Origin of the sequence: Dickeya sp. ws52 (assembly GCF_007210685.1) — a bacterium.
Lineage (GTDB): Bacteria > Pseudomonadota > Gammaproteobacteria > Enterobacterales > Enterobacteriaceae > Dickeya > Dickeya chrysanthemi.
On the sequence record NZ_SZVX01000010.1, the window covers coordinates 72,010 to 90,772 of the forward strand.

Genomic DNA, 18,763 nt, shown 5'->3' on the forward strand with positions numbered 1-18,763 from the left:
GTTTGAATAAGAAGGAAACCGACATGAGTTTGAATAGCGTACCGGCGGGTAAAGACCTGCCGGAAGATATTTATGTAGTAATCGAAATCCCGGCCAACGCTGATCCGATCAAGTACGAAGTGGACAAAGAAACCGGCGCTCTGTTCGTAGACCGTTTCATGTCTACCGCTATGTTCTATCCGTGCAACTACGGCTACATCAACCACACACTGTCACTGGACGGTGACCCGGTTGACGTGCTGGTGCCGACGCCGTATCCGCTGCAGCCGGGCTCCGTGATCCGCTGCCGTCCGGTTGGCGTACTGAAAATGACCGACGAATCCGGCGAAGACGCCAAAGTGGTTGCGGTGCCGCACACCAAGCTGAGCAAAGAGTACGACAACATTAAAGACGTGAACGACCTGCCGGAGCTGCTGCGCGCCCAGATCGGCCATTTCTTCGAGCACTACAAAGATCTGGAAAAAGGCAAGTGGGTCAAAGTGGATGGCTGGGCTGATGCCGCTGCGGCGAAAGCCGAGATCCTGTCTTCTTTCGAACGCGCCAAAAATAAATAAAAGCCGCCCTGCCGATGGCCGTTAACGTTGAATCGGCAGGCTCAAGACGGCCACCGTCACCCGCGCGCTGAGAGCGGGTGTACCGGTGACAGACAGCAAAACACCGCCGCCGGCGGTGTTTTTTTTACTGTATTACTGTTCCTCGTGACCATCTTGACGCGTTAACCAGTCTCCACTGGTAATGCGACGCAGGCCGGTGACCGGGCGTTGATACAGGTAAATCCAGGCACTGCCATAAGGTGTTGCAATTAGCTCACGCTTATAAGCCCCTACGCTGCCTTCTCGTTTTAGTTCATCCAATTCCGCCAGAATCGATGAGCTGATACGGTAGACCTCGCAGTGAATCTCTCCTTCGCCTGCTACTGCCGCAGGGTAGTGGCCCAAATCATACAGCTCATAACCTTCAAGCTGGTGGTCCCCTAACCACTGCGCATTGGTCATCCAATGACTGTTTCCCTGTTTGCGCCGTAAACTGCCGTAGACAATAACTCGCATGGCTAAAACTCAAACTGATAGAGCACATCGAGCGCCTGGCTAACGCCAGACACCGCTTCCAGGTATAGTTTCGGCATTAAACGGTAACGTAAGGTTAGCGTTGCCAATGAATCAAACAGGCCAACCCCGTATTTGACCTGTAGGCCGGGCAGGACGTAACCGCTGACGACAACCTGTGATTTATCGCCAACCCCCTGTGTATCCAGAGCTAAATTGCTTACGCCAAAGGCCTCGCCGATTTTACCCACAATTTGACCACTTTGTGCAACCCCCAAACCAATTAGGGCTGATGTCATCATCGAACTGTCTGCACCGCTATTGTTCAGCCCCTGACCGCGCAACAGATAAGACAAGGCGTCCTCCTGAGATAATGTCGGTTCGGAGAACATCTCAAGCTTAGGCATTTTCGCAGTACCGGTGACCCGCACGCCAACTATAACGCCGTCTGCGGTATTGTCCGGATTACGGATCGCCTCGATGTTGAGTACCGGTAGCGTCGGCGGGCCGGAAAACAGCAGTTGCCCTTTACGTACTTGCAAATCCTGACCATATGCCTTGAAGCGCCCTTCCGGTATCGAAATCTGACCATTCAGGCCCAGCCCCTGCGTATCCTGCGTGACGTTGAGATCACCGCGCAGTCGGGCACGCAAACCGTAAGCATCAAGCCAGACATCGTCGCCGACCCGTACTATCAGGTTACTGGCAATCGGAATCGTGCCGGCAGCGGCCGATACCGGCCGACGCCGCTCATCCAGAATCACTTCATCCGAAGCGACATCCACCGCACTGGCCGGCATCTCATGCACGACGATCCGCGCCCAGGGGATGGTTACCGTACCGCTCAGCGTCAGTAACTGCGGCGTCGCTTCAAACACAATATCCGGCGATACGTCCAGCCGCGCCATCGGCGGCACCGTCACTCGCATCCGGTCGCCGTTGACGGCAATGCGCGCGCGCCAGGCTTCAGGCACCGACCAGTCGGCGCTCCCCGCCAGGTTGATCTGCCCCTGCGTGGTGCGGAACACGCCCTGTAACGTAGAAGACATGCCGTTAAACAACAACGCCAGCCGCCCGCTGGTCAGGTCTACCGGCATCCAGTTACCGTCTACGTCCAGATTATCCAACGTCAGTTGACCGAACACCTGCGGGCGTTGCAAGTCGCCCCCCAGCCGCAAATCGGCATTGGCGACCCCGGCCGCCTTCTCATTCTGCCGCAGGATCGGTTTCAGCAGGGCGAGCGACAAAGCGTTGAGCGTCACCGTACCGCTCAGGTTACGCCGTCGTTGTGGATCGGTAATCTGTACATCGCCGCGAAAACGGCCATTGCCCTGAATTCCCATCAGCCATGCCAGTTGCGCCTGTCCATGCTGTAAACCGGCATCCAGCGTCAGCGTATCAAACGCTACCGGCAGCGTGCCGCCCTGCATCTGCTGACGTACGGTTACGCCATTACCACTCAGCGTTACGCGCGCCTCCGGCAGGCCGCCGTTTGCCTGCCAGCTGACCTGCGCATTGCCGGTAACCGAACCGCTGAGCGCCGTCTGCCGGCCGATAAAAGGCTTAAGCATCGCCAGATTGAGCCGGTTCAGGTTAACGCTCGCCTTGCCGCTGGTTCCCGCCTCGATCGGCAGTGGTACGCACAATTCGGCATCAGGGTTACGCCAGCAATGCGCACCTATCGTCACCTTCTGCGCGGCGACCTGATAAACCAGCGACATCGCTGGCGCCAGCCGCCATTCGCCGACCGGGGTTGCAAACCGCGTATCGCTCAGTTCCCCTTGCCAGCGTTGTTGCCCCCGGTCGAAATGACCGCTCAACAACAGTTGACCGCCTGCCGGCTCGCCATTCACCGTCACCCGTAGCTGGTGCTGATTTTCGTCGCCGGTTGCGCGCGCGTTCAGGGATGCCAGCCGCACATTACCCTGCGTTAGTTGCTGCACCTGCATGGTCAGCGAGCCATGCAACTGTTGATTCGATTGCACATCGCCATTGAGTGTCAGTTTGCCCAGGCTCAGTTCCTGCCAGCGCAGCGCGGTAACGATAACGTCCGTCTGCAACTGCGGCGCATCGCGTTTGCCGCTCAGCCGCAGTTTCCCTTTGACCTGCCCGCCCAACCCAGGCCACACACCGGTGAGCGCCGGCGCATTGATATCGCCGTCCAGCAGCCATTGGTCTTTCAATTCGCCCTTCAACGCCAGTTGGTTACGCCCCAACGCCAGCGTAATGCCGGGAATCGACCACTGGCCGTCGGCGTTACCGCTGAACGCGCCTTTAGCCGTCAGCTTGTTCTGCCGTATCTGCCCGTCCAGCGCCAGTTGCGGCACCGCCAGTTGCCACGCCTTGCCTGCCAGGCTGCCGTTAATGGTGATCCCCCCGTCTAACCGCACCGGCCACTGTGGCCATTGCTGCGCGGTATTGATGCCTTTGAGGATGACATCGCTGTTCCAGGTGATCGCATCGCGCCAGTCCAGCCGACCGGTAATGTCCGCAATGCCTTGTAACGCGGCCAGCCGCAATCGCGCCAGCGTGAATTGCTGCTCGCTGCCGTTGCCTTCCAGCGTCAGCGTACCGGGCGGTAACTCGCTACCGCGAATATCGCCCCGCAAGGACAGCGAGTAATCGGTGGCTTTGCCGCCGATATTCAGTTGCACGTCGTTGAATTGATATTGAACGTCGCCGGTCAGCGGCCAACGCAGTTGCGGACTGCGCAGGCTAATGTTAAGCGGCAGGCCGGGCTCGGCCAGCGCGGTCTGAATATCTAACTGCGCCCGCTGTGGGCCGGACAGGTTCATTGCCAGCCGCAACTGCCGGCGCAGGCTGCCTTCGGCCGTCAACCGCATACGCTCTCCCCTGAACGGCTCGCTGTTCGCCATGCCGTTTACATTCAGCGTCACCGGCCAGTCGCCCGACAAGGTCGCATCGCCATGGGCATACAACGCGCCCTGCGGCGACTGTACCGTGAGTTGTTGCAGCGTCAACGTTTGCTGCCGGGTGGCAGCCTGCAACTGAAAGCGGGAAATCGTCACCGGCTGCCCGCCCTGAATCAGCCAGGATTCACCGCGCAGATCGGCGATGTTGAGATCCAGCGGTAACGTCAACTCAGGCATCGCCGGCAACAGCGGTGCGGCAAACAGCGCATGTAGTGTTTCGCCCAGCGTCGGTGGCTTCACCGCGCTCACCGGCGGTGCAGATGGCGCTTTCGCTGTGGCAGGCAGCGAGACAATGAGGCCTGACACCTGTGTCGGCAACAACGTCAGTGAACGCCCCTGCCAGTTCAGCGCAGTTTGCAGCGAGTTCAGCGACACATCGGTGCCATCGATTACAATGCGACTATCGGTCAGACTGATGTGATTCAGCGCCATCGCCACCGGTGCAAGAATTTCGGTTACCGGTGCGCTTTTCATCGGTGGTTCGGGTTCGGCCGGTGGCAATGCCTGAGTATTGATAGCGACCGTCAGCCCCTGCGACGACAGGTCATCGAGGCAGAGTTGGCTGCGCCACAGGCACGTCGGCGACAACGCCAGATGCAGACTGTCCGCCTGCACGGTAACGCCGGGCATCTGATAACGTATGGCGTTCAGCGTCAAATCCCGCCAGCCACCGTCAACACGTCCTATTTCCAACCCCGGAACCCAGCGTGCGGCGGCACTGAGCAGTAAATGTAGCCCTGGAGTCGTACTCACCAGCAACACCAGCGCCAGCAACAACGTCAACATGGCGACCATCAGGCCAATTCCGGCTTTTTTCATCCTGCTCATAACTCCGGCCCCAGCCCGATATAAAACTGCAATCCATGTTTATCGTCATCGCCAATCGGCCGGGCAATGTCGAGCTTGACCGGCCCTACCGGCGAGGCCCAGCGCACACCGACGCCGGCACCGGTCTTAAGATTAGTACGCACCAGATCGTTGACGGCTTCGCCGCTGTCGATAAACACCGCACCCCACCACTTTCCGGTGAGGTTGTATTGATATTCCAGCGAGCCGGTCGCCAGCTTTGAGGCTCCGGTGAGTTTGCCGTCACTGTCGCGTGGGGAAACGGACTTGTATTTATAGCCGCGAATACTGCGATCGCCGCCGGCAAAGAAGCGCAGCGACGGCGGAACGCGAGAGAAGCTGCCGGTTTCGATCCAGCCCAGATTGGCACGCGTCACGAAGCGATGTTTTTCCGCCAGTGTTCTGATCCAGACGTTTTGCGCCTGAAATACTGCAAAATCGATATCCGACCCCCACAGGGTATTGGAAACATCCACGGAATAACGCTGGGTATCCCCCCAGTCGGGCATCAACCCGCCGCGTTGTCGGGTACAGTTGAAACTGACGCCGGGGTAAACCAGCATGGTGGTGTTGGTAACATTGGCCTGGGTAAAGTGATCCAGCGTCCAGCGCAGGTTAACGGCCCGTTGCCAGCCGCTGGACAATTCCCAGTAACGCGCCAGATTGAATGACGTCGAGTCGGATTGGGTATCATTGAGGTCTTCCCGTTTGAAGCCCCCCTGTAACAGATAGTATTGCTCGAGTGGGTTTTTCAGCAGCGGCATCTTATAGCTGAAATCCAGTTGCTGCTCCGGCGCAGACAGGCTCAGACTGCTTTCCAGACTATGGCCATACGTATTGATCCAGGGTTTATTCCAGGTGGTTTTCAACCGCGGCCCGACATCGGTGGCGTAGCCGCCCCCGGTTTCCACGCTGTTGCGGGTGCGCGGCGTCAGTACGGCGTCCAACGGCAGGATTTTACTCTGCCGGCCTTGGTCGAAATCAGGCGATACCACCGCCGAGTTGAACCAACCGGTGGCGGACAAACGCCGGTTAAACTCCCCCAGTTGTTCCGCCGAGTAAACGTCTCCCTCCCGGAACGGCACCAGATTCTGCAAATACGCCGACTGGATTTGCGAACCGCGAAAGTTGACCTTGCCGAAGCGATAACGCGGGCCGCTGTCGTAATCGATATTCCACCAGGCTTGATGGGTAGAAGGCATCACGCCCAGTTGGTTGTTGTTAAAGTGGCCGTCGAAATAGCCTTTACGCATCGACAACGTGCCGAGCTCGTTTTTAAAGTCATCGTAAGCGCCGTGGTTAAGCAGGCTACCCGCCGCAGGCCGACGTTGTCGCACCAGTTGTTGGTAGTCATCGTCTTGCTGCGCCTCACCGCGAATGGCGATGCTGGAGCCGGCGATTTTCACCGGTTCTCCCGGCGTGACGCTCACCTTCAGCACCGGACGGCCACGCCCCTGCGCCGGAATAAACTCAAAACGGATATCCGGATCGTAATAGCCCAACGCACGCAGCCCTTTGCGGATGGCTTCGTCAACCCGGGCGCGGAAACGGCCATCGGCGTTGACTTCATCGGGAGCGATGGTAGACAGCCGCGCGCGGACATTCTTCTGCAACTCCCCTTCCAGCCCGGTCAGTTGTAAACGTACGTTCGATGCGGCCCATGCCTGCGTCGCCGTCAACAGCAGGCTGCACACGCCCAATACCCGGCAGAGCACGGCGCTACGGCGGCAAAATCTATTTTTTGTCCTGATAAAAATGGTCACTTAACTTCCCGGCAGTGTCAGCAGAATCGACGTTTTTTCTGATAAACCACAGACAAGTATGCCTGTAACGATGTGATTAATGATAAATGTTAACTATAGATAGTCGTCGCCATACCGACAACGCCCACACCTCCCCAAGGCCGCCGTCACCGACGACGGCATCACGCGACAACGGCATTCCACGAAAACGGATAGAACCCGCCGGATCGTCAGACGAGGTGCCCCGTCCACATCCTTGTCACATTGCTATGCTATTTCGCCATAAAGACAGAGCGCATTAACTCGGTTATGCTCTGAAAATGACGAAACACAGGGTGATAATCAGGAGTCAAAGGTGATAACGAACGTTGACAAGACACAGTTTATCGGTAAATCGGATGCCCTGCCGGGCCGTACGACGCCGATGCCGGTCGCCCGCCTGCACGCAGTCAATCAGCACTCCATGACCCACGTACCGGATCATATGGAGGAGGCTATCTTCGCTATGGGCTGTTTCTGGGGAGTAGAACGGTTGTTCTGGCAACAGCCCGGCGTGTACAGCACGGCGTCGGGGTATTGCGGTGGTTATACCCCTAACCCGACGTATCGGGAAGTCTGTACCGGCAAAACCGCCCATGCGGAAGCGGTGCGGGTGGTGTTTGACCCGTCGGTAGTGAGTTATAACCAGCTATTGCAGTTGTTCTGGGAGAACCATAACCCGGCGCAAGGTATGCGGCAGGGTAACGATATCGGTACGCAATACCGTTCCGCGATCTATACGCTAACGCCGGAGCAAGACACCGCCGCAAAAGCCAGTTACCAGCGCTTTCAACAGGCGATGCGCGAAGCAGGCGACAACCGCGACATCACCACCGAGATCCGGCCTGCCGGGCCGTTTTATTATGCTGAAGACGAGCACCAGCAGTACTTGCACAAGAACCCGCACGGTTATTGCGGGCTGGGCGGTATAGGCGTTTGCCTGCCGCCGCAGGGCTAAGGCTGGCGGCAATTTCACCACGCCTGCTATACTGTGCGCCCACAGGGCCGGTTTCCGGTCCTTTTTGCGGCGCAAGCGCGCCCGTAATGACATTCCCTTTCAGAGGTTCGCCGTCCGCGACGACTGTGCGAAAAAACTATGTTAAACAGTCTGTTAATTATTTTAGGTCTTATCGCTATTAGTGCGTTTTTCTCGCTTTCGGAAATTTCGTTAGCCGCTTCGCGCAAAATCAAGCTGAAGCTGATGGCCGACGAGGGCGACCTGAACGCCGCGCTGGTGCTGAAATTTCAGGAAACGCCGGGCATCTTCTTCACGGTGATTCAGATCGGCCTCAATGCCGTCGCCATCCTGGCCGGTATCATCGGCGACGCCGCGTTCTCCCCGTATTTCGAAATGCTGTTCGCCAGCTTTCTGCCGCAGGACATGATCGCCCGCGCCAGTTTTGTCTGTTCGTTTGTGCTGGTTACCAGTCTGTTCATCCTGTTTGGCGACCTGACGCCGAAACGCATTGGTATGATCGCCCCGGAAGCGATTGCCATTCGGATCATCAACCCCATGCGCTTCTGTCTGCTGGTATTCCGCCCGTTGGTATGGCTGTTCAACGGTCTGGCGAACCTGATTTTTCGGTTATTCAAGCTGCCGATGGCACGCAAAGAAGACATCACGCCTGACGATATCTATGCGGTAGTGGAAGCCGGAGCCCTGGCCGGCGTGCTGCGTAAACAGGAGCATGAGCTGATAGAAAACGTGTTCGAACTGGAATCGCGCACCGTGCCGTCTTCAATGACCTCGCGCGAAAGCGTGGTCTATTTCGATTTGCACGAAGATGAAACGCAGATCAAAGAGAAAATCGCCCACCAGCCGCATTCCAAATTTCTGGTCTGTAACGGCACGATTGATCAGATTGTCGGTTATGTGGATTCCAAAGATTTGCTCAACCGGGTGCTGGGCAATCAGAGCCTGGAATTAACCAGCGGCGTCCAGATTCGGCCTGCGCTGATCGTGCCGGACACCCTGACACTGTCAGAAGCGCTGGAAAGCTTCAAAACCGCCGGCGAAGACTTCGCCGTTATCCTCAACGAGTACGCGCTGGTGGTGGGGATTATTACCCTCAACGACGTGATGACCACGCTGATGGGTGACCTGGTCGGGCAAGGGCTGGAAGAGCAGATTGTCGCCCGCGACGAGAACTCCTGGCTTATCGAAGGCGGCACGCCGATAGAAGACGTGATGCGCGCGCTGAGCATTGACGAGTTCCCCCACTCCGACAACTACGAAACCATCGGCGGGTTTATGATGTACACGCTGCGCAAGATCCCCAAACGTACCGATTTTGTTCGCTACGCCGGGTATAAATTCGAAGTGGTGGATATCGACAGCTACAAGATAGACCAGTTGCTGGTGACCCGACTGGAAGAAAGAACGACGGTTAACCCCGAAACGCCTCCGGCTTAAACCCGCGTTCACATTTGTCTGGGCGTTACTGTCTGGACGCTACAAATAACAACGGCCCGTCAACGGGCCGTTTTCCTGTCGCTGAATCGGTGAATTAACCCAATTCAGCCTGCAACTTCAGTACCTGACGGTTCACTTCAGACATCACCACCAGATGCTGTTTGTCCTGCGTTTTGGGCAACAGAATGCGGCCCTGATCAAATTCAAAAGCGCCAATCCCTTTGATGTAGAGCCTTCCACGAAACAGGATTTTCACATACTTGGCGACCTTCAGGGGATTGTAACGCTCGAAGATCCTCATCGTCTTCCTCTCCTCCCGTTGTTTCTCCACCACGCGCACCGCCCCTCATCCAGGCCAGGTGATGCCGAGCGTGGCAATCATGTACAACAGGTTAGTGTCTTTATTCTACGATTAGTTCGCGCAATAACAGAATTTTTGACGTCACTTACATATTTTTACAGAATAGATTAATGCCATAATTTTTAAATCAGTATAAACATTCAAGTTATTGCCCTGTGTGCAGTATGCCGTAAATGCGTATATGCCACGGTAACCCCACTAACGGCCGACAATCTACCGTGAAAATATGACCAAAAAACGACAATGCGCCGTAAGTAGCATGAAAGGTGGAAAAGGTAGAAAGGTGGAAAGGTGAAGGCCACATCAACGGCAGACACATTGGCCTGCCGTTGATGTGATCAGGAAAGGTCAGGCCGGAATATTACGGCCAAAGCAGGCGCATCAGAAGATCGACACCCGGAACCCCGGATTCAGGAAGGATTCACGCGGCGTATAAGACAGCGCACGCCCTTGCCAGTCATGCACCTGTGCACCGGCAGCCAGCGCCACGGCGTGCCCAGCCGCGGTATCCCAGACGTTCGTCGGCCCGAAGCGCGGGTAAAGCTGGGCCTTACCTTCCGCCACCAGACAGAACTTCAGCGACGAACCGATGGACACGGTCTGGTGTTCGCCTAACTGACGTAAATAGTCTTCCAGTTCGGCATCCGCATGGGAGCGGCTCACTACCACCAGCGGCGGCCTGGCGTCTTTCACCCGAATCGCGCGCCGTGTGCCGTTCTCTTCTTTCCAGGCTTTGCCCTCTGCCGCGGCGTACATCACGCCGGTCACCGGCACATACACCACCCCTAATACCGGCTGACCGTTATCAATCAACGCGATATTGACGGTAAATTCGCCGTTGCGGTTAAGAAACTCTTTCGTGCCGTCCAGCGGATCGACCAGCCAGTAACGCTGCCAATGCCGACGTTCAGACCACGCCTGCGGAGCCTCTTCCGACAGCATCGGAATCTCGGGGGACAGCGTAGCTAACCCACGCGAAATCACCTGGTGTGCCGCCAAATCGGCCGCTGTCACCGGTGAGTCGTCTTTTTTATGCGCCACATTCAGCGGTTGCTGGCCGTTATATACCTGCATGATGGCGTCTCCCGCTTCACGCGCCAACTGGCAGATCTGTTCTAACATCGTTTCACCTCGTGATATGTAGGCCATTTTTATGTTTGTCCCCGGCATTCTATCCCAAACAATTCGCGTGGCAGGAAGGCGGGTATATGTCATGCTTCACACTTCAGACTGATATTTAACACTATATTCATCAAAATCTGCGATATACATTCAAGCTTCGCCGCCAGTAAATCGGACAAACGCCCGAGCGGCAGGCGTTGCCATGCCAATACCTCTCACAGGAGCAACCTTTATGAAGCATAAGCTGGTGATGAGCGTGCTTGCGATAGCCATCGCTACCGCGACTCAGGCAGCCACCGTCGATTTACGGGTGCTGGAAACCACCGATCTTCACAGCAATATGATGGACTATGACTACTACAAAGACAGTCCAACGGATAAATTCGGACTGGTCCGTACCGCCAGCTTGATCCAGGCCGCTCGCCAGCAAGCCGTCAACAGCGTGCTGGTCGATAACGGCGACATTATTCAGGGCAGCCCGCTGGGAGACTATGTTGCCGCCAAAGGATTACAACAAGGCGATGTACACCCGGTCTATCTGGCGATGAACACACTGGATTACGCCGTCGGCAATATCGGCAACCATGAGTTCAACTATGGGCTGGACTACCTGCATAAGGCGCTGGCAGGCGCCCACTTCCCGTATATCAACGCCAACGTGCTGGACGCGAAAACCGGCAAACCGCTGTTTACACCTTACCTGATCGAAAAGAAAACGGTGAAAGATCGTGACGGCAAATCCCACGAACTGCGCATTGGTTATATCGGCTTCGTGCCGCCGCAAATCATGGTGTGGGACAAAGCCAACCTGAGCGGCAAAGTCACGGTGGCGGATATCACCGAAACCGCCAAAAAATGGGTGCCTGAACTGCGTAAACAGGGGGCGGACGTGGTGATTGCCATCCCGCATTCCGGCCTGTCGGCCGAACCGTACAAAGCGATGGCGGAAAACTCGGTCTACTACTTAAGCCAAATCCCCGGTATCGACGCCATTATGTTCGGCCACGCTCATGCCGTGTTCCCGAGCAAGGATTTCGCCGGCATCAAAGGCGCCGACATCGCCAAAGGCACGCTGAATGGCGTTCCCGCCGTAATGCCCGGTCAGTGGGGCGACCATCTTGGCGTGGTCGATCTGGTCTTGAACAATGATAACGGCCAGTGGAAAGTAACCGAAGGCAAGGCGGAAGCCCGCCCCATTTTCGACAAAGCGCAGAAGAAATCACTGGCGGCGGAAGACCCGCAATTAGTCACCGTGCTGGCGGATGCGCATCAGAAAACCCGCGAGTTTGTCGGCCAGCCTATCGGTCAATCTTCTGACAACATGTACAGCTACCTGTCGTTGATTCAGGACGATCCGACGGTCCAGATCGTCAACAATGCGCAGAAAGCCTACGTCGAGCATTTTATTCAGGGCGATCCGGATCTGGCGGAACTTCCTGTACTCTCCGCAGCAGCGCCGTTCAAGGCGGGTGGCCGTAAGAACGATCCGGCAAGCTATGTGGAAGTCGAAAAAGGCCGGTTAACCTTCCGTAACGCCGCCGACCTTTACCTCTACCCTAACACGCTGGTGGTGGTGAAGGTGAAGGGCGAGCAGGTGCGGGAATGGCTGGAATGCTCTGCCGGTCAGTTCAACCAGATTGATGTGCACAAACGCGAACCGCAGTCGCTTATCAACTGGGATGGCTTTCGCACCTACAACTTTGACATTATCGACGGTGTAAATTATCAGGTCGATGTGACGCAGCCTGCCCGCTACGATGGCGAATGTCAGTTGATCAACAGTCATGCACATCGCATTAACGATCTGACGTTTAACGGCAAGCCTATCGATCCGCAAGCCACATTCCTGATCGCCACCAATAACTACCGCGCTTACGGCGAGAAATTCGCCGGCACCGGTGAAAAACAGGTTGCGTTCGCTTCGCCGGATGAAAACCGTGCGGTACTGGCCGCCTACATCAGTACCGAAACGAAAAAATCCGGCGAGGTAAAACCGTCGGCGGATAACAACTGGCGTCTGGCGAAAATTGTCAGTGATACCCCGTTGGATATCCGAGTGGAAACCTCGCCGTCGCCGAAAGCCGCTGCGTTTATTCAGGAAAAATCGCAGTACCCGCTGACACTGGTGGGTAACGATGAGGTAGGCTTCGCCGTGTACCGTCTGGATCTGCAAAAATAACCTGCCGTCAAACCGCGCTCGTCGGCGCGGTTTTTTCATTTTTCTCCCGGTAATCCTTTTTGGGGATAGCTAATTTTAAAAGATGCATTTAAAATACATTTTATAAATTACACCGTTCAGAGGGTAACCACCATGCACTACCGCGACCAATCATTAGGCGAGCTGGCCATCACCATCCCTCGCGCTACCGCGTTGTTTCGTGAATTCAACCTCGATTTTTGCTGTGGCGGCAAACAAACACTGCTGCGAGCAGCCACCAAGCGGGCGCTGGATATCGATATGCTCGAATCGCGTCTGGCCGACCTGTCAACTCAGCCATCCACGGAAAAAGACTGGCAGCAGGCATCCCTCGGCGAGATGATTGTGCACATCATCAGCCGCTTCCACGATCGTCACCGTGCGCAGTTGCCGGAACTGATCCGCATGGCGGAAAAAGTCGAACGCGTACATCACGACAAACCGGGCTGCCCGATTGGATTAACGGATCAACTGACCCTGATCCATGACGACCTGACGCAACATATGATGAAAGAAGAGCGGATCCTGTTCCCGATGATTCAGTCCGGTATGGGAACCCAGGCGGGTGGGCCGATTTCGGTAATGGAACACGAGCACGATGATGCCGGTCAGCAACTGGACGTGATCAAAAGCCTCACCAACGACGTAACTCCGCCGGACAACGCCTGCACCACCTGGCGCGCGCTCTACACCGGCATCAACGAATTTATCGACGACCTGATGGAGCACATCCATCTGGAAAATAACCAGCTGTTTCCGCGTGCGCTGCGGGGAGAATAACCGACGCCCTCCGCCATGTAGCCGTGATCATCACGTAAAAAAACCGTGCTCTTTTCAAGCACGGTTTTTTGTTATTCAGCGTTATCAGCGATAGGCCTACCAGCGCGGACCGCCGCCGTGGTGCGGCCCCCAACCCCATCCTGGGCCAGGTCCGCGAGGCCCGGCCGGAACGACGTAAACCGGAGGCGGAGCTTCTACCACCACAACACGGCGTGGCGGAGGAGGCGGTGCATAGTCATAATATTGGTAATAAACCTGGCGAGCATGATGATGGCGACGTGCAGACCAGCTGTCTGGATCGCACCACCAATTGCCGTCCCAGTAATAGCCACGCTCGTCACGATCGCCGATGTGAAGATACACACCCGGCAGTGCCAGACTCAAACTGTCGGCCTGTGCGGCAGGCATCGCCGACGCCAGAACCCCCATCATGATGGCACCCAGTAAAAGTGGCTTAATCATAATATTAACCTCTGATTCACCGCGATGCGGCGGATGACTCACTTATACGATGCGCAATGATTAACCGCTATCGGAAAATGGCTAAATATTAATAACTTCAGGAAAGCAATTCAGGCTCGGCGTCGCTTGCTGAAATCAGCATCACGGAGCCATCGTCAGGTCATCTTTACACGGCGTATCAAGCGGTTACACAACACGCAATCAGCAGACCGGCACGGATGATGAGCGGATAAACACGGATGAGGCTGGCGTGGTTCACGCCTGGCCGATCAGAGCAAAGATGGCCGGGTCATGACGACCCGGCGGAAACACTTACAGAATTTCCAGCAGTTCCACTTCAAAAATCAGCGCGCTGAACGGCGGGATAGACGCACCGGCGCCACGCTCGCCATACGCCAGATTCTGAGGAATATAGAGTTCCCACTTTGAACCGACCGGCATCAGCGTCAGCGCTTCAATCCAGCCCGGGATCACGCCGCTAACCGGGAATTCAGCCGGCTGGCCGCGCTGCACCGAGCTGTCGAATACCGTACCGTCGATCAATCGACCAGTGTAGTGAACCCGAACACGGTCCTGCCGTGCGGGGATCTCGCCGTCACCCTGGGTTAAAACACGGAACTGCAGGCCGGACTCGGTGCTGTTTACCCCTTCTTTGGCCGCATTGGCGTCGAGGAAACGTTGACCTTCCGCCGCCTGCTCACGCTGACGTTCGCGACGAACCTCATCTGCCCGCTCATGAACTTCGCGCAGCGCGCGATGCACCACATCAACCGGTACCGCCGGCGCTTTTCCTTCCAGCGCATCGCACAGCCCCGCCAGCAACGCGTCGGGAATCAATCCCTTCAGACCGGATTCCTGCAATTGTTGACCAATCTGCAGGCCAATGCCGTAGCTTGCCTGTGCTTCGACGCTGTCATAAGAAGGCGTTGTCATGAATGTTCCTTTAATATGAAAAATACGAAAACGCAGCATAGCAGCGAGTCGATTGAGGGTAAAACGTTCTGTCACGATCCAGCCGCGTTGAAGCCCTCGTTGCGTCAGACCGCTCATGTTTGCGGCACCGGTTGCCAATGAAGGTGGCCTTAACTGGTTATCTGTCGGCAATTACCGATATAATTAGGCTGTTTTTATCTTTATACGGTTCTAAGAGAGGTCACCATGGGCAGAATCGCGCCCAGGAGAAAGCAATCCGCCTGGAATCACCTGACGTTATGGCAGTCATGCCGGAACTGGCTGGCGCAGTGGCGCCAACGTAAGGCGATCCCGGGTGAACCGGAAGAAAGCGCAGATGAGGCGGAAACGGTTTCTCCGCCCCCCGCCTCACGCCATCGTATTCGCAGACAGCCATCCTGGCTGCGAACGCTTTGGCATCTGCCGGATGATTTCAGTTGGATGGAACCGCTGCCCTATTTTCACCGTCGTTGTATTCTGCTCTTGCTGTGTTTGTTGTTGCTGGTACTGCTGTGGCCGGTGTCGCCCCCGGCGCCCATGCCTTCCCGTCAGGTGGAGGTGCCGCTTAGCTCAACCGCACCGATACAAGCGCAACTGGTGGCCCCCACGGCCACCGCCAACCAGACGCCGCGCCCGGCGACGTCTGGCCCCAACTGGCAATCCTATCAAATTGCATCCGGCCAGACGCTGGCGCAACTCTTTCGCGACAACAATCTTCCCGTCAGCGATGTTTTTGCCATGGCGCAGGTGGAAGGGCAAAGCAAGCCGCTCAGCAATCTGCACGCCGGGCAAAACGTTCGGTTGCAGCTCAATACGCAGGGTATGGTAAGCCAGCTTGAAATCGACACCCCGGATGGTCAGCAAGTGCAGTTCGCCCGCCAACAAGACGGTTCTTTTATCCGCGTTCGCTGATCGTCAATGGTTCAGCCAGAAAATCACGCAATACTATCGCATGATTCCGTTCTTTATCCCGACTGCCGTACAGCAAGGTTATCGGCTCGCTCCGGCGCAGTAACGCCGCCAGCGGCCGCCACGCATCATGCCGACTCAGTTCAGCACGGTACATCCCGGCGAAAGTCTCCCATTCTATCGGGTTGGCATGATACCAGCGCCGCAGTTCATGACTTGGCGCAACCTCTTTAAGCCAGACGACATCAGGCAGACGGCTTTTGGCAATACCGCGCGGCCATAGCCGGTCGACCAAAAACGTGGGGGAAGAAAAAGGGGGCTGCGCATCATAAACACGCATTAATTGGACAAGCTCATTCATCTCGTATGCTACCTGGCGATACACACGTTGATGATAGGCCGCTTTGGCTGGCTTACCAATGCAAAACGCTGGCGCAAGGCCAGCGTTTTACGCGTTATCATGCAGCGGAGTAAAAAATTACTCGGCTACAACAACAACGTTCAGCTTAGCGAATACGTCGCTGTGCAGCTGGAAGCTCACTTCGTGCTCGCCCAGCGTGCGCAGAACGCCGTTCGGCAGACGAACTTCGCTTTTCGATACTTCAACACCGGCAGCGGTCACCGCATCAGCGATGTCGCGAGTACCGATAGAACCGAACAGTTTACCTTCGTCACCGGCTTTAGAAGCGATGGTTACGGAAGCCAGCGCGTTAACTTTCTCTGCGCGAGCTTCGGCAGCAGCCAGAACGTCAGCCAGTTTGGCTTCCAGTTCAGCGCGGCGGGCTTCGAAGAACTCAACGTTTTTCTTGGTTGCCGGCACAGCTTTGCCCTGCGGAACCAGGAAGTTACGAGCATAGCCCGCTTTAACGTTAACCTGATCACCCAGGCTGCCCAGGTTTGCTACTTTATCCAGCAGAATAACTTGCATTACCTTATCCTCTCAAAGTCTCGTTAATGGACAGTGGCCGATTACTGATGACGATCAGTGTACGGCAACAAAGACAGGTAGCGCGCACGCTTGATAGCGCGGGCCAGTTGACGCTGGTATTTTGCACGGGTGCCGGTGATGCGGCTCGGTACAATTTTACCACTTTCGGTGATGTAGTTTTTCAGCGTTGCGATGTCTTTATAGTCAATCTCTTGAACGCCTTCCGCGGTGAAACGGCAGAACTTGCGACGACGGAAATAACGTGCCATTTGGCTAGTCTCCAGAATCAATCAATTCAATCTGCTCGGCATGCAGCACCAACTTACTGAGGCCATTGCGCCCTTGGTGGCAACTGATGAACCCCTGAACCCTGAGTTGCATACCGACCGTTATACTGTGGGTAAATGCTTGTGACGGGTGTCCACTAACAATCACGGGCATACGGCACCATGCTTGTCGGCGGAGTCCGGCTTCTTCCTGCATTGAGCGGTGCTCAAGCACAAACTGACAATGCGGAATACCTGACGGACTGACTTTTCGAATGGGCGTCTTGCACACGGTGCCAGACAGCTCCAGCCGATTGACCGTCACCACAACAATTACTCTTCAGAATCCCCAACTTCAGCATCATCATCAGCTTCAGCGTATTCGTCACGACGCTCACGGCGTTCGTCTTTCGCTTTCACCATCGGAGATGCTTCGGTTACCGCGTGCTTAACGCGCATAACCATGCTGCGGATAACGGCGTCGTTGAAGCGGAAGTTAGTTTCCAGCTCATCGATCACTTCCTGCGGCGCTTCAACGTTCAGCAGAACGTAGTGAGCTTTGTGCAGTTTGTTGATCGGGTAAGCCAGCTGACGGCGGCCCCAGTCTTCCAGACGGTGGATCTTGCCTTCCGCTGCTGTGATAGCACCGGTGTAACGCTCGATCATACCTGGAACCTGTTCGCTCTGGTCAGGATGAACCATAAAAACGATTTCGTAATGACGCATCGAATTGCTCCTTACGGATTATTCAGCCTCCTGTCAGGGTCAGCCGCGGCCCATGGAAGCAAGGAACGTGTTGTGTGTACGGCTGAAAAAAATGACGCGTAATTATAATGAGCACTTCATGGGAAAACAAGCCAAATCGCTGTTTCCGTTCGGGGGAACGGAAACAGGCAAGATGACGGCTGATTGAGGCCAGGCCGAATGCGGGAGAATCAGAGCGAGCGCAAGAAGAAATCCGCGCCGGCCTGCAGGGCGGTCGGGGTAATTTTGTGGCCGATACCGGCTTCGGTCAGGTAGGTTAGGTGTTGATGGCGCTGACGCGCCGTCAGTTCCCGGTACAACCGTTCGCTCTGCGATGCCGGGACCAGTTCATCAGCCAGGCCATGCCAGAGCAGTAGCGGCCGGTCAGACACCTTATCTAACTGATGGCCCACATCATAAGGCGCCACGCGTGCCGCCAACGCCTGCAACTGCGCCTGCGCCCCCGGTTCATCCGGCGTAACCGGTGGAAACAGCGTCTGCGACAACGACGAGAAATAGCCGGCGCCCATAAAGCAAGCCACCGAGCGCAGCCAGGGGTATTGCGTCATCGCCGCCAGTGCCGTCATACCGCCCATCGATGCACCGCAAATCCCGACCCGGTCTTCATCAATCAATCCCCGCTCACGGCACCATGCCAGATAGACGGGCAGCTCCTGAACATTATTAAGCAAAATGTCCCAGAAGCCGCGCCAGCGCTGCGCCTCATCGCCGTCAAAGCGTGCGCCGTGCATCAGTGCATCCGGTGCAATAACCCGAAAACCGGCCTTCGCCAGCGCATACGCAAAATACGAGTAAACCTCTTTGGAGGAGGTGTAGCCATGAAAGAAGAAAATGGTGGGCAAGGGTCGTGTTCCGCTGCCGGCAGGAAAGGCATGTAACACCTCGACTCCCGCTATATCCTCATTTCCCATCTCTATCATTCCCGCCTCCTTTTCTTTGTTGATTGACAGGTAAAACCGTAAAAAACACCTACAATTATTTCGTATAACATTTGAACAGCAAC

19 protein-coding genes are annotated in these 18,763 nt (G+C 56.0%); 6 read left to right on the top strand and 13 right to left on the bottom strand.

The genetic code is table 11. The features are described from left to right. Window positions 1-23 precede the first annotated feature (23 nt). Complete coding sequence (ppa, locus tag FDP13_RS11385; RefSeq protein ID WP_012768549.1) at window positions 24-554, top strand: inorganic diphosphatase; 531 nt, start codon at window positions 24-26, stop codon at window positions 552-554. Window positions 555-686: 132 nt separating this feature from the next. Here the strand turns inward: ppa and FDP13_RS11390 are convergent, their stop codons facing one another. From FDP13_RS11390 to FDP13_RS11400, 3 genes are read right to left on the bottom strand one after another with little or no spacing between them, the layout of a single operon-like run. Beyond that, window positions 687-1,049: a gamma-glutamylcyclotransferase gene (locus FDP13_RS11390; protein ID WP_012768548.1), complete on the bottom strand. Its 363-nt coding sequence runs from the start codon at window positions 1,047-1,049 to the stop codon at window positions 687-689. A 2-nt stretch (window positions 1,050-1,051) separates the two neighbouring features. Further along, window positions 1,052-4,807, bottom strand: a complete 3,756-nt coding sequence (locus FDP13_RS11395; protein ID WP_143839474.1) for a translocation/assembly module TamB domain-containing protein — start codon at window positions 4,805-4,807, stop codon at window positions 1,052-1,054. Continuing rightward, window positions 4,804-6,588 carry an autotransporter assembly complex family protein gene (locus tag FDP13_RS11400; RefSeq protein WP_143839475.1) on the bottom strand — a complete coding sequence of 595 codons (1,785 nt, stop codon included), beginning with the start codon at window positions 6,586-6,588 and terminating at the stop codon, window positions 4,804-4,806. Before FDP13_RS11400 ends, FDP13_RS11395 begins: the two co-directional genes overlap by 4 nt. A 337-nt stretch (window positions 6,589-6,925) precedes the next feature. Here FDP13_RS11400 and msrA point away from each other — a divergent pair, with 337 nt between their 5' ends. Further along, window positions 6,926-7,564 (top strand): peptide-methionine (S)-S-oxide reductase MsrA, encoded by a 639-nt coding sequence (gene msrA, locus FDP13_RS11405; RefSeq protein ID WP_199886327.1) that lies wholly within the window; start codon window positions 6,926-6,928, stop codon window positions 7,562-7,564. Between the two features lie 138 nt (window positions 7,565-7,702). Continuing rightward, window positions 7,703-9,019, top strand: a complete 1,317-nt coding sequence (locus FDP13_RS11410; RefSeq protein WP_012768544.1) for a hemolysin family protein — start codon at window positions 7,703-7,705, stop codon at window positions 9,017-9,019. A 94-nt stretch (window positions 9,020-9,113) separates the two neighbouring features. Here the strand turns inward: FDP13_RS11410 and FDP13_RS11415 are convergent, their stop codons facing one another. After that, on the bottom strand, window positions 9,114-9,320 hold the full coding sequence (locus tag FDP13_RS11415; RefSeq protein WP_012768543.1) for a DUF1107 domain-containing protein: 207 nt from the start codon (window positions 9,318-9,320) through the stop codon (window positions 9,114-9,116). Between the two features lie 441 nt (window positions 9,321-9,761). Continuing rightward, the gene (gene cysQ / locus FDP13_RS11420) at window positions 9,762-10,502 is read right to left on the bottom strand and encodes a 3'(2'),5'-bisphosphate nucleotidase CysQ (RefSeq protein ID WP_143839477.1); all 741 of its coding nucleotides are present in this window, start codon (window positions 10,500-10,502) and stop codon (window positions 9,762-9,764) included. 232 nt (window positions 10,503-10,734) lie between these two features. Here cysQ and FDP13_RS11425 point away from each other — a divergent pair, with 232 nt between their 5' ends. Together FDP13_RS11425 and ytfE are read left to right on the top strand one after the other, a co-directional pair. Further along, entirely contained in the window at window positions 10,735-12,681 is a 1,947-nt protein-coding gene (locus tag FDP13_RS11425; protein WP_143839478.1) for a bifunctional 2',3'-cyclic-nucleotide 2'-phosphodiesterase/3'-nucleotidase, read from the top strand. Between the two features lie 132 nt (window positions 12,682-12,813). Then, the gene (ytfE, locus tag FDP13_RS11430) at window positions 12,814-13,479 is read left to right on the top strand and encodes an iron-sulfur cluster repair protein YtfE (RefSeq protein ID WP_012768540.1); all 666 of its coding nucleotides are present in this window, start codon (window positions 12,814-12,816) and stop codon (window positions 13,477-13,479) included. Window positions 13,480-13,575: 96 nt separating this feature from the next. Here ytfE and FDP13_RS11435 read toward each other — a convergent pair whose 3' ends face one another. Then, window positions 13,576-13,941: a DUF2502 domain-containing protein gene (locus FDP13_RS11435; RefSeq protein WP_143839479.1), complete on the bottom strand. Its 366-nt coding sequence runs from the start codon at window positions 13,939-13,941 to the stop codon at window positions 13,576-13,578. 312 nt (window positions 13,942-14,253) lie between these two features. Next, on the bottom strand, window positions 14,254-14,874 hold the full coding sequence (gene fklB / locus FDP13_RS11440; RefSeq protein ID WP_012768538.1) for an FKBP-type peptidyl-prolyl cis-trans isomerase: 621 nt from the start codon (window positions 14,872-14,874) through the stop codon (window positions 14,254-14,256). Window positions 14,875-15,099: 225 nt separating this feature from the next. Between fklB and FDP13_RS11445 the strand changes: the two genes are divergently transcribed. Beyond that, the gene (locus FDP13_RS11445; protein ID WP_012768537.1) at window positions 15,100-15,804 is read left to right on the top strand and encodes a LysM-like peptidoglycan-binding domain-containing protein; all 705 of its coding nucleotides are present in this window, start codon (window positions 15,100-15,102) and stop codon (window positions 15,802-15,804) included. On the opposite strand, the gene FDP13_RS11450 is transcribed toward FDP13_RS11445, so the two are convergent. The 6 genes from FDP13_RS11450 to yjfP all read right to left on the bottom strand — a co-directional run bounded on the left by FDP13_RS11450 (window position 15,788) and on the right by yjfP (window position 18,680). Further along, a complete protein-coding gene (locus FDP13_RS11450; RefSeq protein ID WP_033575533.1) occupies window positions 15,788-16,162 on the bottom strand; it encodes a DUF488 domain-containing protein in 375 nt (124 codons plus the stop codon). The two genes, FDP13_RS11445 and FDP13_RS11450, sit on opposite strands and share 17 nt — an antisense overlap. A 117-nt stretch (window positions 16,163-16,279) precedes the next feature. After that, complete coding sequence (gene rplI / locus FDP13_RS11455; RefSeq protein ID WP_027711018.1) at window positions 16,280-16,729, bottom strand: 50S ribosomal protein L9; 450 nt, start codon at window positions 16,727-16,729, stop codon at window positions 16,280-16,282. 41 nt (window positions 16,730-16,770) lie between these two features. After that, entirely contained in the window at window positions 16,771-16,998 is a 228-nt protein-coding gene (gene rpsR / locus FDP13_RS11460) for a 30S ribosomal protein S18 (RefSeq protein ID WP_000135199.1), read from the bottom strand. Between the two features lie 4 nt (window positions 16,999-17,002). Continuing rightward, window positions 17,003-17,323, bottom strand: coding sequence for a primosomal replication protein N (priB, locus tag FDP13_RS11465; RefSeq protein WP_012768534.1), 321 nt, complete (start codon window positions 17,321-17,323; stop codon window positions 17,003-17,005). A 5-nt stretch (window positions 17,324-17,328) separates the two neighbouring features. Further along, window positions 17,329-17,721, bottom strand: coding sequence for a 30S ribosomal protein S6 (gene rpsF, locus FDP13_RS11470; RefSeq protein WP_012768533.1), 393 nt, complete (start codon window positions 17,719-17,721; stop codon window positions 17,329-17,331). 209 nt (window positions 17,722-17,930) lie between these two features. Next, window positions 17,931-18,680 carry an esterase gene (gene yjfP / locus FDP13_RS11475; protein WP_033575535.1) on the bottom strand — a complete coding sequence of 250 codons (750 nt, stop codon included), beginning with the start codon at window positions 18,678-18,680 and terminating at the stop codon, window positions 17,931-17,933. Between the last annotated feature and the right edge of the window lie 83 nt (window positions 18,681-18,763).